General features: G+C 51.3%; 12 protein-coding genes and 1 tRNA gene. 10 read left to right on the plus strand and 3 right to left on the minus strand.

Annotated features, from left to right (window positions below; translation table 11 throughout):
* The first annotated feature begins 37 nt into the window (after positions 1–37).
* The 10 genes from dnaG to cynS all read left to right on the plus strand — a co-directional run bounded on the left by dnaG (position 38) and on the right by cynS (position 11,928).
* Positions 38–1,846, plus strand: coding sequence for a DNA primase (gene dnaG, locus Q7T66_RS17300; protein ID WP_304934346.1), 1,809 nt, complete (start codon positions 38–40; stop codon positions 1,844–1,846).
* 206 nt (positions 1,847–2,052) lie between these two features.
* Entirely contained in the window at positions 2,053–4,521 is a 2,469-nt protein-coding gene (rpoD, locus tag Q7T66_RS17305) for an RNA polymerase sigma factor RpoD (RefSeq protein WP_370691663.1), read from the plus strand.
* A gap of 16 nt (positions 4,522–4,537) precedes the next feature.
* Positions 4,538–4,616 (plus strand) — tRNA-Ile (locus tag Q7T66_RS17310).
* 191 nt (positions 4,617–4,807) lie between these two features.
* Positions 4,808–6,016, plus strand: a complete 1,209-nt coding sequence (locus tag Q7T66_RS17315) for an HD-GYP domain-containing protein (RefSeq protein ID WP_304934347.1) — start codon at positions 4,808–4,810, stop codon at positions 6,014–6,016.
* A gap of 240 nt (positions 6,017–6,256) precedes the next feature.
* Positions 6,257–7,453, plus strand: a complete 1,197-nt coding sequence (locus Q7T66_RS17320) for a PAS domain S-box protein (protein WP_304934348.1) — start codon at positions 6,257–6,259, stop codon at positions 7,451–7,453.
* Positions 7,450–8,085: a response regulator transcription factor gene (locus Q7T66_RS17325; protein WP_304934349.1), complete on the plus strand. Its 636-nt coding sequence runs from the start codon at positions 7,450–7,452 to the stop codon at positions 8,083–8,085. Before Q7T66_RS17320 ends, Q7T66_RS17325 begins: the two co-directional genes overlap by 4 nt.
* Before the next feature lie 216 nt (positions 8,086–8,301).
* Positions 8,302–9,681, plus strand: coding sequence for a CmpA/NrtA family ABC transporter substrate-binding protein (locus Q7T66_RS17330; RefSeq protein ID WP_304934350.1), 1,380 nt, complete (start codon positions 8,302–8,304; stop codon positions 9,679–9,681).
* Positions 9,681–10,544, plus strand: a complete 864-nt coding sequence (ntrB, locus tag Q7T66_RS17335) for a nitrate ABC transporter permease (protein WP_304934351.1) — start codon at positions 9,681–9,683, stop codon at positions 10,542–10,544. Before Q7T66_RS17330 ends, ntrB begins: the two co-directional genes overlap by 1 nt.
* Positions 10,545–10,554: 10 nt before the next feature.
* Positions 10,555–11,418 carry an ABC transporter ATP-binding protein gene (locus tag Q7T66_RS17340; RefSeq protein WP_304934352.1) on the plus strand — a complete coding sequence of 288 codons (864 nt, stop codon included), beginning with the start codon at positions 10,555–10,557 and terminating at the stop codon, positions 11,416–11,418.
* 66 nt (positions 11,419–11,484) lie between these two features.
* Positions 11,485–11,928 (plus strand): cyanase, encoded by a 444-nt coding sequence (cynS, locus tag Q7T66_RS17345; RefSeq protein WP_304934353.1) that lies wholly within the window; start codon positions 11,485–11,487, stop codon positions 11,926–11,928.
* 38 nt (positions 11,929–11,966) lie between these two features.
* Here the strand turns inward: cynS and Q7T66_RS17350 are convergent, their stop codons facing one another.
* The 3 genes from Q7T66_RS17350 to treY form a co-directional block, all read right to left on the minus strand.
* The gene (locus Q7T66_RS17350) at positions 11,967–12,368 is read right to left on the minus strand and encodes a hypothetical protein (RefSeq protein ID WP_304934354.1); all 402 of its coding nucleotides are present in this window, start codon (positions 12,366–12,368) and stop codon (positions 11,967–11,969) included.
* A gap of 45 nt (positions 12,369–12,413) precedes the next feature.
* Entirely contained in the window at positions 12,414–13,400 is a 987-nt protein-coding gene (locus Q7T66_RS17355) for an ROK family protein (RefSeq protein ID WP_304934355.1), read from the minus strand.
* Positions 13,401–13,499: 99 nt separating this feature from the next.
* Positions 13,500–16,316 carry a malto-oligosyltrehalose synthase gene (treY, locus tag Q7T66_RS17360; RefSeq protein WP_304934356.1) on the minus strand — a complete coding sequence of 939 codons (2,817 nt, stop codon included), beginning with the start codon at positions 16,314–16,316 and terminating at the stop codon, positions 13,500–13,502.
* Positions 16,317–16,330: the final 14 nt, after the last annotated feature.

Raw genomic sequence — 16,330 nt, forward strand, 5'->3', positions numbered from 1 at the left:
GTCAAAAATTCCAACTCACTATTAGCTTGAACCCGACGTGATTCCACAGTCGTTTATTCAGGATCTGCTCAACCGCGTCGACATCGTCGATGTGGTGGGTCGCTACGTGCAGTTGAAAAAAGGCGGCGCCAATTTCATGGGCTTGTGCCCGTTTCACAACGAAAAATCCCCCAGCTTTACGGTCAGCCCGACCAAGCAGTTTTATCACTGCTTTGGTTGTGGTGCGCATGGCACGGCGATCGGATTCTTGATCGAATATTCCGGCATGGGATTTGTCGAAGCGGTCAAGGATCTGGCGCAAAACGTCGGCATGGTGGTGCCGGAAGCGGAAGATCGTTTGCCGCCTGCACAACGCGCTGAACAGCAAGCAAAGAGCATGGCCTTGTCAGAAGCGATGACGCGCGCGTGCGACTTTTATCGTCAGCAATTACGGCATGCGGAAACTGCAAAAAGTTATTTGATCGGACGTGGATTAACTGGCGAAATCGCCGCACGTTACGGCATGGGTTACGCACCTGATGGTTGGGATGGTTTGCGCGCAGTGTTCCCTGATTATGAAGTGGATGCGTTGGTTGAATCCGGCCTGGTCATCAATAAAGTGGATGAAGAAGGTGCGAGTAGCGGACAGCGCAAACGTTACGACCGATTCCGTGATCGCATCATGTTCCCGATTCGCAATTCCAAAGGTCAGGTGATCGGTTTTGGTGGTCGCGTGATGGGTGATGGCGAGCCTAAATACTTGAATTCGCCCGAAACGCCCTTATTTCAAAAGGGTAGCGAACTGTACGGTTTGTTCGAGGCGCGACAAGCAATTCGCGATGCGGGTTACGCGCTGGTAACCGAAGGCTACATGGACGTAGTGGCGCTGGCGCAACTGGGTTTCCCGCAAGTGGTGGCAACACTGGGCACGGCATGTACAGCGATACATGTGCAAAAGCTGCTGCGTCAAACTGATCAAGTAATTTTTAGTTTCGATGGCGACAAGGCAGGCCGACGTGCTGCACGGCGCGCGTTGGAAGCCAGCTTGCCGTATGCCGGAGACAATAAAGTAATCAAGTTTTTGTTTTTGCCTAGCGAGCACGATCCAGATAGTTTTGTGCGCGAGATGGGCGCCGAAGCATTTGAAAAACAAGTGCAAGACGCGATGCCTTTGTCGCAATTTCTGCTGAAAGAAGCGGTCGGCGATAACGATCTCGGCACACCCGAAGGCAGGGCGCGCGCGCAGTTTGATGCGAAGCCTTTGTTGCAAGCATTGCCCGCGTCGTCATTACGTTTGCAGATCGTGCGCAGTTTGGCGCAAGTGACAGAAAGTACGCCGGCAGAAATAGAAGCGCTGTTTGAATTGGCGCAACCGATTTCACGTGTGCGTGCCGCGCCGCCTAAAGGCAAGCGCACTGCGCCTATAGGATTGGAACGCCAGATCATGCGCCTGTTGGTGGCGCATCCGGTGTTGGCTGCCGAGCTTGATCAAGCTGCATTGAATGTGGCAACGTACTTCGCGCCAGATCGCGCCGACATGCTGGAACAGTTGGTAGAAATGAGTCGTGAAATGGGCGCGCACGCAAACTTTGCGACTTTGGCTGAATTGTTACGTTCGACTGGTTCCGATTTCGATCCATTGATTGCGGAAATAGCCGCCGATACCGAATCGAATATTGATGTGGCCCGACTTGAACTGGCTGGTGCAATTCGGCAAACAAAAATGAAAGTCTTGGCTGCAGAAATTGAAACGCTGATTACAACCGGCTTGGGTAGCGAGGAGGCACAGTCGCGTTACCGCGATTTAACCTTGCAGCAAGAACAATTAAGGCGTCAAGCGCAGGCAGAAAAAGTGCAAAGAGACTAATTTTGCTCTTGTGTAGAGGGGGAATGCGCCCCCATATGTTATAATTAAAGGCTTTCGATTCAACGCCTTAGAGTTGCAGGTGTTATAGGGATCGGGAAGAAAATCAATAAACTTGCGCGGGCGGAAGCCGGAGTTGAATGCGCAAATCTGCTCGTGAATGCGGCTTCTGTCGTATTTCAGGGCATAACCAGTTGGTAGTTGATCCAATGGCGAACGCAATGAAGAAACCCGCGAAAAATCAGACGCTTGCTGCGAACAAAGCCAAAACGGCTGTAGCAAAGTCGACCAAACCTGTTGCAAAAAAAGTGGCTAGTAAGCCCGTCGGCAAAGCTGCGCCGACCAATGTAAAGGCAGCAAAGCCAGCCGTGAAATCTGCGGTGGCCAAACCTTCATCCAAAGTTGCTGCAAAGCCGGTATTAGTGCAATCGAAAGCCCCTGTGACAAATAAGAAATCTGAAGTGAAGCTCACTAGCAAGTCAGCCAAAATCGAACCGAAAGTCGAGTCGCGTCCTGGCGTTAACGTCATGATCACGCCGACCGTCAGTCAAACTACTGACGCCGCCACATTGGCCGCAATTGATACGTCCGGCTACATCCTGCCGTCGATCAAGGTGCCTGGCCGTCGTGGTCGCAAGCCAAAAGAATTCCAGCCTGAGAATGACGAAGTCGCTGCATTGAATGCAGTCGAACGCGCAGAACTCAAAGCCGTCGACAAGGCAAAAGCCAAAGACCGCAAGGCAAAAGAAAAAGCATTGTTGAAAGATGCGTTTTCGAATGACACAGAAGCCAGCGAAGAAGAACTCGAAGCGCGTCGTCAAAAACTGAAAACGCTGATCAAGTTCGGTAAGGAACGCGGCTTCCTGACCTACGCAGAGATCAACGATCATTTGCCAGAAAACATTATCGATCCAGAAGCGATCGAAGGCATCATCGGTACCTTCAACGACATGGGTATCGCGGTCTACGAACAAGCGCCGGATGCAGAGACATTGCTGCTGTCCGACAATGTTGCAACCGTTGCCAGCGATGACGAAGCCGAAGCTGCTGCTGAAGCCGCACTGTCCACCGTCGATTCCGATTTCGGTCGTACTACTGATCCTGTCCGCATGTACATGCGTGAAATGGGTTCGGTTGAATTGCTGACTCGCGAAGGTGAGATCGGTATTGCAAAACGTATTGAAGATGGCCTGCGTGACATGATCCAGGCGATCTCCGCATGCCCGACCACGATTGCAGAAATCATCGCAGCGGCAGAACGTATTTCAAAAGACGAAGCCAAGATCGATGAAATCGTTGACGGTCTGGTCGACATGAATGCATCCGAGCCTGTGATTGCTCCGACACCTGCTGCCTCTTCGGATGACGAAGAAGAGGAAGAAGAAGAGGAAGAAGAAGAGGAAGAAGAAGAAACTCCTGCTGCTGCCGCTTCCGGTGCTGCTGGTTTTACCGCAGAACAAATGGAACAGTTGAAGCGCGAATCGCTCGCCAAGTTTGCGACGATCGCCCTGCAATTCGACAAGATGCGTAAAGCCTTCGAAAAAGAAGGTTACAACTCCAAGCCTTACGTCAAGGCACAGGAAATCATTTCCAACGAACTGTTGAGTATTCGCTTTACAGCCAAAGTTGTTGAAAAATTGTGCGACACCTTGCGTGGTCAAGTTGACGAAGTCCGTCAGATCGAGAAGCAGATTCTTGATGTGGCCGTCAATAAATGCGGCATGCCGCGTGGCCACTTCATCAAGGTTTTCCCAGGTAACGAGAGCAATCTCGAATGGGTCGATGGCGAAGTCAACGCTAATCATTCATACAGCGTGATCCTTGCGCGTAATGTGCCGACAGTTAAAGAGTTGCAGCAAAAACTGATCGACTTGCAAGCACGTGTCGTATTGCCGTTGCCAGATCTGCGCGCCATCAATAAAAAGATGGCTGCCGGTGAAATGAAGGCACGCAAAGCAAAACGCGAAATGACCGAAGCTAACTTGCGTCTGGTTATTTCGATTGCGAAAAAATACACCAACCGCGGTTTGCAATTCCTGGATCTGATCCAGGAAGGCAATATCGGTTTGATGAAGGCAGTCGACAAGTTTGAATATCGTCGCGGCTTTAAATTCTCGACATATGCAACATGGTGGATACGCCAAGCGATCACCCGTTCGATCGCCGATCAAGCGCGCACGATTCGTATTCCTGTGCACATGATCGAAACGATCAACAAGATGAATCGTATTTCACGTCAGATTCTGCAGGAAACCGGCGCTGAGCCAGATCCAGCAACCTTGGCGATCAAAATGGAAATGCCGGAAGATAAAATCCGCAAGATCATGAAAATTGCGAAAGAACCGATTTCGATGGAAACACCGATCGGCGACGACGACGATTCACATCTGGGCGATTTCATCGAAGACAACAACACATTGGCACCAGCCGATGCAGCGTTGCACGCTTCGATGCGCGGCGTAGTGAAAGACGTTTTGGATTCATTGACTCCACGCGAAGCAAAAGTATTGCGTATGCGCTTCGGTATCGAAATGTCGACAGATCACACGCTGGAAGAAGTCGGCAAGCAATTCGACGTTACCCGTGAGCGTATTCGTCAAATAGAAGCCAAGGCCTTGCGTAAATTGCGTCATCCATCACGTTCGGATAAACTGAAAAGCTTCTTAGAAGGTAATTAATTTCTAATCAGGTTACGGGCCTCTAGCTCATGCTTGGTTAGAGCAGCGGACTCATAATCCGTTGGTGCCGTGTTCGACTCACGGGAGGCCCACCACAATACAAAAGGGTTACGTTCATTCGTAACCCTTTTTTTACGTCTAAATGTTTGTTCAGAGCATCTTTAGGGTGAATCGGGGGTAATATAATTCAGTCGGCACAAGTATCGACATTGATCAAAAAAGCACTATCAAACAAATAGTTAGGTATCAACTGGATGGATCAGGCAACAACACCGCGAGCACGCACATGTTGAAACGAATCAATGTTGAACAGCTCCGTGTCGGAATGTTTATTCAGAAGTTTTGCAGCACTTGGGATGAGTCACCATTTTGGCGTACCTCGCTCTTGCTCGACAATCCCAAGGATTTGGAAAAGATTCAGGCCAGCGGTGTGGAAGAAGTGTGGATAGATATTTCCAAGGGTTTGGATATTGCGAAACCTGCCGCTGATAATATCGAAGCTGAACCCGCAGTACAAAAAATTGTTCCTCCACCAGTTTTAGCGCCGCGCCGCGCATCATTCGACGACGAAATGGCACGCGCCAAAAAAATATGCGCAGACGGCAAGACGGCTGTCACCACCATGTTTCAAGAAGCCCGAATGGGTAACGCGTTGAATACCGCGCGGGCGCATTCACTCGTGGAAGAAATTTCATCTTCCGTCATGCGCAATCCCGATGCGCTGATCAGTCTGGCCAGACTGAAAAATAAAGACGATTACACCTATATGCATTCAGTCGCGGTATGCGCGCTGATGATTGCACTTGCCAAAAAATTGCGACTGGATGACAAACAAACCAGGGATGCAGGTTTGGCCGGACTATTGCACGATGTCGGAAAAATGATGGTATCGCAGTCGATACTGGATAAACCGGGCAAGCTGACGGATGACGAATTCGTTGCAGTTAAAGAGCATCCGGTTGAGGGTCACAAGATTTTGTCCGAGTCACCGGATGTCAGTGAGGCCGCGCTGGATGTGTGCTTGCATCATCACGAACGCTTCGATGGCACCGGTTATCCGCATCGCTTGGTAGGCGAGCAGATCAGTCTGTTCTCACGGATGGGTGCGGTGTGTGATGTGTACGATGCGATTACTTCCAATCGCGCTTACAAGGCGGGTTGGGAACCATCGGAATCCTTGCGCCGCATGGCGGAGTGGAACGGCCATTTTGACCCGGTGGTGTTCCAGGCATTTGTGAAGTGCATAGGTATTTATCCAACCGGTGCTTTGGTCAAATTGAAAACCGGACGTATCGGTGTCGTCGTGGAGCAGTCGGAAAGTTCGCTGCTCACACCAAAAGTAAAAGTTTTTTTCTCGGTCAAATCAAACGCCTACATTCCGCCGGAATTGGTCGATCTGGCGAAGTTGGAAGGCAGCGACAAAATTGTTGGTTTGGAAGACGCGCAAAAACTGGGGCTCAAGAATGTTCACGGCATGTGGGCGGGCCCGGCTTAGATTGACCTTCAAGTTTCGTACCCAAACTCTAGCGCTACACCCTCAAATCGGTACTATTCTTCTTCCAAATTTTCTCCACCCTCAGCATTTTTCTCTGATAGAAATGCGCTATTTGCATTTTCTTGCATAAGTTTCTACCAAGAATTGATAGCCGCGCCAATTTCGCAATGACTGGCACGTCAATTGCAAACACCTTCGCAATCAATCATTGCAAAGTGACTATCCAGTGAGCGCAAGAATATGAAGACCCGATTGCCAGCGGAAGCCGAGCGCGCTTTATGGCGTGACAAGCTGATGTTGCTAATGGAATCGACCAGCGATGGCGTGTATGGCATCGACTTGGCGGGTCAGTGCACCTTCATCAATCCGGCCGGTGCAGCAATGCTGGGTTACTCGGTGGATCAGGTGCTGGGTCAAAACATGCATCGCTTGATGCATCATTCACATGAACATGGCCACACTTATCCCGAAGAAGATTGCCCTATTTATCGCGCCTTTCGTGCCGGTCGTACCTGCAAGATAGACAAGGAAGTTTTTTGGCGCGCTGATGGTTCGTCGTTTGCGGTTGAGTATTCGTCGCATCAGATCGTCGAGCAGGGAAAAATCTGCGGCGCAGTGGTTCTCTTCAGCGATATTTCGCAACGCCGTCAGGAAGAGCGCCAATTACATAGAACTAATCGTGAACTGGAGTTGCGTGTCATTGAACGCACCGCTGAGCTATCGGGTGCTCTGGCGCAAATGCGTGAGCTTTCTGCCTACGCTAACTCAGCTAGAGAAGAAGAGCGACGCCGCATCGCGCGCGAGATACATGATGAATTGGGCAGCTTGCTGGTAGCACTCAAGCTGGATGTTAACTGGATGGAAAAACGCGTCGTCGATCGGGCAGAAGTTGCGGGCAAATGCCGGACTATGAATCGCCTGATCGAATCCGCTGTAGAAAATGTCGGTCGCATGATTACCGATCTGCGTCCTAGCATTCTCGATCATCAGGGTTTGATTGCTGCGCTCGAATGGCAGTTGCAAGAATTCATAGAGACGACCGAGATGGCTTGTGAATCAAGTATCGAAGTTGCTGACGATATCCGTGCACCCGACGGTAATCTGGCGACGGCTATCTTCCGCATCTTTCAGGAAATGCTCAGCAACGTCGCGCGTCATGCGCAAGCCAGCGCACTGCAAATTCGCATACATCTGAATGAAAACGCATTGTCTATGGAAGTGCAAGATAACGGCGTAGGCGCGCAACCTTTCGATCTTGATAACAGTCGTTCATACGGCGTCATGGGCATGCGTGAACGTGCGATGCACTTTGGCGGTAGTCTGGAAATTATTAGTGCTCCTGGCCAGGGAACGCTTGCGCGCCTGCACATTCCTTTTGCACCGCAGAAGTGCGAAGCCGCGAGTAATCCTGAGAATTCGCACGGAGTCAGTGCATGATCAACCTGCTTTTATGCGATGACCACCGCATGGTGCGCGAAGGCCTCAAACAAATTTTGGCCGATGCTGGCGATATCAATGTGATCGGCGAATGTGCCGATGGCGCAGAAGCATTACGGCAAGCGCGGATATTGCCCATTGATGTGGTTTTGCTGGATATCGCGATCCCGGTGCATGATGGTCTGGAAGTACTGCAGCAACTGAAAAAAGAAATGCCGCGCCTGCCGGTGTTGATCTTGTCGACCTATCCGGAGAAACAATACGCCGCGCGTTGTTATCGTCTGGGCGCTTCGGGTTATCTGAACAAAAGTGTAGATAGCGATCAGCTCATCATCGCGATACGCAAGGCGGCGGAAGGCGGCATGTACGTCAGCAGCAGCATGGCAGAAACACTGGCTACCAGTCTCGGCCAGCATGCAACGCGACTGCCGCACGAGACTTTATCGCAGCGCGAATATCAAGTTTTCAAGGCGCTCGCCAGCGGCACCTGCGTCAAGGATATTGCCGATCAGTTAGGGCTCAGTCCCAATACGGTGAGCACTTATCGCAGCCGCATACTGGAAAAAACCGGCGCCAATAATGACGTCGGTATTGCGATGTATGCAGTCAAGCATCAACTCATCACTCCCTGAAAAATTCGCAAAGTTCATTATGAATGCAGCGCTGCTGAATTCAGCGTTACTTGATGACGCGTCATCGCTATTGCACGCTAATCTTTCAAATCCTTTCCATCCGGTAGATTAATTTGTAGTGCTTGCACTACAAGCCATCGCTGGCTTACGACAAAAATTCCTGCTTGGCGCGCCGTTTGCAACATGTTCGGCGTAACCAACCTCAGGGAGCCACGCATGTCCATTTTCAAATCTTTCGATCCGGATCGTCCTTTGCACAATTGTTCATGCGGCCAGCATGGCAGTGAAGCGGAACACAATGCCGAGGAAGTACGCAAGCTGCAACAGCGCGCCACCAACGTCGAGCATTTGACCAACGACGTGGTGGAAGAATCGATCATGCGCGCGATGTTCCCTGACAATAATCAGCGCCGCGATTTCTTGCGTGCAGTCGGCATTAATACTGCGCGGGCTGCGATTGCATCCGTCATACCGTTCGGCGCGATGCAAGCGATGGCGCAAGAAAAAGCCGGTCCACTGGAAAAGAAAGATTTGAAAATCGGCTTTATCGCGATTACTTGCGCAGCACCGCTGATCATGGCCGATCCACTGGGCTTCTATCGCAAGCAGGGTTTGAATGTCACGCTGAATAAAACCGCCGGTTGGGCGCTGATACGCGACAAGATGCTGAGCAAGGAACACGACGCCAGTCATTTCCTGTCGCCCATGCCGTTGGCTATGTCTATGGGTGTCGGTTCGAATCAAGTACCTATGCGCGTCGCCACCATTCAAAACATCAATGGCCAGGCCATCACGCTGCACAACAAACACAAGGACAAACGCGATCCACAACAGTGGAAAGGCTTCAAGTTTGCCGTGCCATTCGAACATTCGATGCACAATTATTTGCTGCGTTACTACCTCGCTGAAAACGGTATTGATCCAGATCGCGATGTGCAAATTCGCGTTACACCACCGCCAGAAATGGTCGCCAATCTGCGCGCCGGCAATATCGATGGCTTCCTCGGACCTGATCCATTCAATCAACGTGCGGTGTATGACGAAGTCGGCTTCATACACATCTTGTCGAATGAAATCTGGAACGGTCATCCATGCTGCGCCTTCGGTACCTCGGATGAATTCATCAAACAAAATCCGAATACCTTCGCTGCATTGTTCCGCGCCGTGTTGAACTCGGCGGCAATGGCGCGCGATCCAAACAATCGTGCATTGATTGCCAAAGTGATTTCGCCTGCTGCCTATCTGAATCAGCCGACTACCGTTATTGAGCAAGTGCTAAGCGGAAAATTTGCTGATGGCTTGGGTAATGTACGCAACGTGCCAACCCGCGTCGATTTCGACCCTGTACCTTGGCATTCAATGGGTGTCTGGATCCTGACGCAGATGAAGCGCTGGGGTTACATCAAGGGCGATATCAATTACAAGGCGCTGACCGAACAAGTGTTCCTGTTAACCGATGCGAAGAAGTACATGAAGGAACTGGGTCAGCCAGTGCCGGATGGCGCATACAAAAAATTCAAGGTCATGGGCAAGGAGTTCGATGCGAATAAAGCGGATGCATATGTCAACAGCTTCGCCATCAAGCGGAGTAGCTGATGTTCAAGAGCATACGTTTTCGCGCCGGCGTGATATCGATGCTGATATTGCTGGTGTTCCTGTTGAGCTGGCACATCGCCACGCTGCCACCTGCTGCCAATACCAAGGCAGGTGCAGCGGCGACGGCCGCGCAGGATGAATACGCACTGTTGATGGGCAAGGGCGCGACGACGGTTCGCAACAGTGGCTTCCCGACGCCTGCGCAAATGGGCGAGACCGTCGTCAAACAACTGGCATCGCCTTTTTATGACAACGGCCCTAACGACAAAGGCATAGGCATCCAGCTTGGATATTCGGTGGCACGTGTCGCGATCGGATTTTTGCTGGCTGCGCTGGTGGCGATTCCACTTGGTTTCTTGCTGGGGATGTCGCCATTGATGCAACGTGCGCTTGATCCTTTCATCCAAATTTTGAAACCAGTTTCGCCCTTGGCGTGGATGCCGATTGCGCTATACACGATCAAGGATTCGTCCATCTCCGGCGTATTCGTGATTTTCATCTGCTCGGTATGGCCGATGTTGATGAATACCGCATTTGGTGTTTCTGCGGTGCGGCGTGACTGGTTGAATGTCGCAAAGACTTTGGAAGTAAGCCCATTGCGCAAAGCCTTCATGGTGATCTTGCCGGCAGCTGCGCCCACCATTTTGACCGGCATGCGTATCTCGATGGGGATCGCGTGGTTGGTGATTGTCGCTGCGGAAATGCTGGTCGGTGGCACCGGCATCGGCTACTTCGTCTGGAATGAATGGAACAACTTGTCGCTGACCAGTGTGATGTTCGCCATCTTGATGATTGGTCTGGTTGGCATGTTGCTGGATTTGATCTTTGCTCGCTTGCAAAGGCTGGTCACTTACGTTGAATAAGGGAACAGCGATGGAAAATAATTTTTTACGCGTCGAAGGTTTATCGAAGCGCTATGCCGCCGACAAGCCGCCGGTTTTTGAAAACATTTCATTCTCGATTCAACGCGGCGAGTTCATCTGCATCATCGGCCATTCTGGTTGTGGCAAATCAACCATCCTGAATGTGCTCGCTGGATTGGAAGACGCAAGCGCGGGCCATGTCTTCATGGATAACCGCGAAATCAGCGGCCCGAGTCTGGATAGAGGCGTGGTGTTTCAGACGCATGCATTGATGCCGTGGTTGTCGGTTTTATCGAACGTCGCGTTTGCAATCAAGTCGCGTCATCCGGATTGGTCCAAGGCGCGCATAGAAGAACGTGCACTGCATTTCATCGACATGGTTGGCCTCAAAGTCCATGCGATGAAAAAGCCGTCTGAATTATCCGGTGGAATGAAGCAGCGCGTTGGCATCGCCCGCGCCTTTTCTATCGAACCAAAAATGCTGTTGCTGGATGAACCCTTCGGTGCGCTAGATGCATTGACGCGTGGTGTGATTCAGGATGAGTTGCTGAAGATCTGTGCCGAAACGCATCAGACTGTATTCATGATTACGCATGATGTGGATGAAGCAATTCTGCTGGCCGACAAGATTTTCCTGATGTCGAACGGACCGAATGCGCAGATCGCCGAGATCGTCATCAACACGATGCCCAAGAACCGCACTCGCGCCGACATGCATCACGATCCACAGTTCTATCGCATCCGTAATTACCTGGTCGATTTTCTCGTCAATCGTTCCAAACAAATTCAAGCCAGCGCCAGTTCAGACAAAGCGCAGGACACGATCACCGTTACCCCGGGGTTGGAAACCGTGGTCGCGATTAAATGTGCGTGAACAAAATTCACGCACGCAAAAACTCACGAAATCGTTTCGTTATTTTTAACTCTTGAAGGAAATACCATGGACCGCAATCTCGTCACCCAAAAAATCGTCAACACCAAAGTTGCCAAAGGCATGAAGTGGGCAGACATCGCCAGCAATTTTGAAGAAAGCAAAGAGTGGGTTACCGCCGCCTGCCTCGGTCAAATGACCTTCACCAAGTCGCAGGCAGCGATCGCACAAAATTTGTTCGCGCTGACGGATGAAGAATGCGCATGGTTGCAAATCGTGCCATACAAAGGTTCACTGGAATGCAGTGCGCCTACCGATCCGCTGATCTATCGCTGGTACGAAATCGTCAATGTGTTTGGCCCGACCATCAAGGAATTGATCAGTGAAGAATTCGGCGACGGCATCATGAGCGCGATTGATTTCTCTATGGACATCCAACGCCAGGCTGATCCAAAAGGCGATCGCGTGAATGTGATGTTGTCGGGTAAATTCCTGCCGTACAAAACCTGGTAATCAATAGCAGTAATGCCAGAATCAACAGTGATATTTCCTCAATCACGTGCTGTTGATTTTGGCTTTCTTTGCTCGCCGTAGCGTATCGCGCGCGATATCCACGTAATCAGCAATAGTTGCAAGGGCAGGCGGAGCCAAAACAGAGCGATGATCCAGTTTGCTTTATTGGCTGCTTGAGCATCAAGCAGCATTTGTACATTGGCCGGCAACACTGCCAGCGAAAGCAAAATCAGTCCTATACCTGCAGCAAATCTTGTAGAGCGAAACAGGACGCCCACGCCACCGGCGATTTCGCATAGCCCACTAATAATGACCAACTCTTCATGCCAAGGTAACCACGGCGGTATGGTGCTCGCATACTGAACGGGAAAAATAAAATGCAGTATCCCCGCGGTGATAAAGAAAATTGCGAGCAGCAAGCGTGGCCAATATATTTTCATATTCAAGCAAGCGATCAGTGGCACAACAAGAACGTGCTACGTACTTTATAAAGTGGGGAGTCCTTGCCAGGGTTGTCGCTGTCGCCAATCCTCCGTCCACTCATCGGGCATCACCAGATAAAGCGCACCGATATCGGCCACGTAAGCATCCAAAGCTGGTCTGGATAATCTGACGCCTGTTGTAAGCGCCGGCATACGTGAGCACAGTTCCTTCATGACCAAGGGTTCCAGCCAGCCGCCATGATGTTGCCAGACGCTGCCGCCTATCAGGAAAACCTTCAAGTCTAGTGTAGTCGTGACGTTGAACAATGCGCGACCGAACCATTTTGCGGCTTCGGCGACGATGTTTTGTGCCTTGGCTTCACCGGCTTTCGCCGCATTGAATAATTCTGTCGACGTGCGCCCAAATTGAGCTTCCAGATTTCTGCCCGAGATCAATGCTTCGACATCACCGAAATTTCCGCAGCCGCATTGTGCATCTGATTGCTCGCTCAATAGCATGTGGCCAGCGTGGCCGGCATTGCCATTTTTCCCGCACAATAGATTGCCATCAACGCATAGTCCAAAACCGATGCCGGTACTCCATGTGACATAGGCGCAATCCGTTTCTTCTTGCACGTTGCCGAAGGCGCGTTCTGCGGCAAGTGCAGCAACGCAATCGTTGCGGATTTCAACGATGGGGAAATTCTCGCGCAACACCTCCTCCAGAGGAACGGAGGTCCAGTTATTCGGCAGGTCGCTGTCGTGTGTAAGTCCACCGCAAATATTAGGCGGTACCAGGCTAATCAATCCATGTTCTTTAATAAATGGGCCGCATGAACTCACCCCTACCGTATTAAGCCGGTCGAATGCGACACCGATCTTTGCGCATGCTTCTTTTAAAAGCGAAACGCATTGTTCTGCGGGTGCGCGATTGTTGCCGGATTTTACTGTGGGAGCTTGCACGCGGACCAAGGGTCCGGTGGAATCAGCGATTGTTGCCGCTATTTTGGTGCCGCCTATGTCCAGCCCACCTATGTAAGCAACGTGCATGGTGTCCTTGTCTTTTTATCGAGATGCTGAATGATGCATGCTCTATGTGTGGTTATCTTAAGTCTGCTTAACAGTATGTCTTCATACTACAACTTTATGTTATAGCGAGGCCTGCGCACAGATCAAGGCAACAGGATAATCGCCAAGTAGATCGAACAGAGCAATCTGCTCTACGTCCATGTCTATAACTTTACCTGCAACTAAATTCACTTGCGCTCCGCTTAGCGCAGCGGGTAGTAATACCTTGGTTTGATTCAAGTCATTACTCATTTTCAAGCTCAGATCTTCATTGATAATATTCACACTCATGCGTAAGGCCGCTATGACGATGTGGCGATCCTGGTAGGATCGCATGAAGGCAATCACATGATCCGCAAGCGGCCCTTCAACCTGTAATGGAATATACGAACCTTCTGAAAAGATTTGTGGATACTGCGTACGGAATGTCAGCACCTTATGAATCAAGGATTGTTTCAACTGCCGTTGATGCCAGTTCATGCCATTTGCAATTCGCTCTGTGATCTCATCTTTTTGCGCCAGCAAGGCTGCGCGCGCGGTGAAGTTCACAGGCCTGCGGTTGTCGGGATCGACCAGACTGAAGTCCCAGAATTCTGTACCTTGATATAAATCCGGCACACCGGGTGAACTCAGGCGTAACAGCGTTTGTGTCAGGCTGTTGGCTATGCTCGCAGCAGTAATGCGCTCCACCCAGGCCGCCATTTCTTGCAGAAAAATTTGATTCTTTTCACGATCAAACAAGGCGATCAGGAATTGCCGGCACGCCTGTTCATAATCGCTGTTCGGCAAGGCCCAACTGGATAATCGTTTGGCTTCGCGCGCGGCTTTTTCCTGCCACGCTGCGAGGCGCTCTACATATTCGTTTACCTGATCATCGTCGTTTATATCCAGCTCGAAAGGCCAGGAGCCTAATATCATTTGATAGAGAATGATTTCGTCATCCAGTGCAGGTGCGACGATGACGGGGGCATCTTCTTCTGCCTGCAAATTAGTGCGGTACTCGGTATGCAAGCGTACCCAGCGGTGTACGGATTTCGCCCATTCATCTGCAGTTTCACTTAATACACTCAAGCGTGCGCGCACATCTTCCCCGCGCTTGTGGTCGTGGGTGGCAGTCGCCAGCATGGTGTTGGGAAAGGTCGCGGCACGGCTCGCATTGAAGGCGTGGAAATCAGCGATCGATGAAGAAAAATAATCCGGATCAGAACCGACTTCATTACGTGAAAGCAGGCGACCGTAGCGGTAAAAAGCAGTGTCTTCCACAGACTTGGCGGCCAGCGGTGGCGTCAGTTGTTCATAGCGTCGTACTGCAAGCCGTCGCAGTGTCGGTGCATCGGCACTGGCATCCGGATCGATATTGCTGGTATCGAACAAGGTGATCAAGGTTTCAAGCAGCGGCAGATCTTGCGGGGCCAGATTGTTGCGTGCCTCGTTGACAGTTTTTTCGACAACCGCATGATCTTCTTCGCTGCGTCCATCTTCTGACCAGTAAGTGCGGTAGACCGGAAAGCTGACCAGTAATTCGGTCAGCACACGTGTGATGGCAGCTTGCGAAATGTCGCGGGTTTCCAGCTCAGTGCGGGCAACAGCATGCACCGCGCGCGTCAAGGCAGCAAATTCGCCGACGAAATTTTCACGCAAAAGCTGCCGCCTTGCATTGGTCACATGCATGGCAAACGTATCGTTGTCGCTGGCCACTTCTATCCATAATTTATTAAGCGCCGCCAAGCCGTCAGGTTGATGCAACAAGGCGCCAACCTGATCCATGAATTCATAACCCGTAGTGCCATCGATGGCCCAATCGTTGCGTAATGCTTCGCCGCGCGTCAGGATTTTTTCGACAATTATGTAGGGATGCGTGTCTGGTGTACTGGCTGGTCTTTGCGCAGAAAGCTCTTGCAGTCTGGCGCGCAGTTTTTGGCAGTACGCGGTGGGATCGGCGAGCCCATCAACATGGTCCACACGCACGCCATCAATCAATCCTTCGGCATAAAGGCGGAAGATCAGTACATGGGTCGCGTCGAATACATCGTCGAGCTCGACGCGCACGCCAGCCAGATCGCTGACTTCAAAAAAACGGCGCCAGTTGATTTCTTCAGCCGCATTGCGCCACCATGTGAGCTTGTAGTTTTGTCGTTCCAGCAGGCGATGCAAACGTCCCAGGCCGCCAGGCGTATCTGGTGCCACCGATGCCAGTGCCTGCTCTATGCCTTCACGTCCTTCATCCGTCGTCGCGATAGCTTGCAGCAATTTTGCACGCTCGGCATGACGGTCGCATGCATCCTCCTGTTGCGGATCAATCTCGGGAAAATCCGATGCTGCAGCGCGTAAAGCCGAGCCACCATGACGCAATACGCGATCGTAGGTCCACGGCGCAAGCGGAAATCGATGGGTGAAATAAGCGAAGTACAGGCTGCCGCTGGCTTCATCAAACTGCAAGCGCAAATCGCCGGAGCGTAAAGTCTGTGCATATTGATCGCCGAGAAATGGCATCAATATTTTTCCATGCAGGGTAGTGTCGGGCGAGTTCCAGTCTATGTCGAACCAGCGTGCGTAGCGGCTGTGACTGCCCCATTCAAGCACGTGCAACCACCACGGATTATCCGCACCACCCACGCCCATGTGATTCGGTACGATATCGATGATCAATCCCATACCGGCAGCGCGCAGTTTTTCTACCAGGCGACGCAATGCAGGTTCGCCACCCAATTCAGGATTGATGCGGGTCGGATCGACGATATCGTAGCCATGTGTAGAGCCAGGGCGCGCCGTGAGTATGGGCGAGGCATACAGGTGGCTGATGCCGAGAGCAGCATAGTAATCGACCACATTGACCGCATCGTCCAGTGTGAAGTCCTTGTGCAATTGCAGACGCGCAGTGGCGCGGGGAATACTCATTTGCTTAATCCTTT

This window comes from Herminiimonas sp., assembly GCF_030655415.1.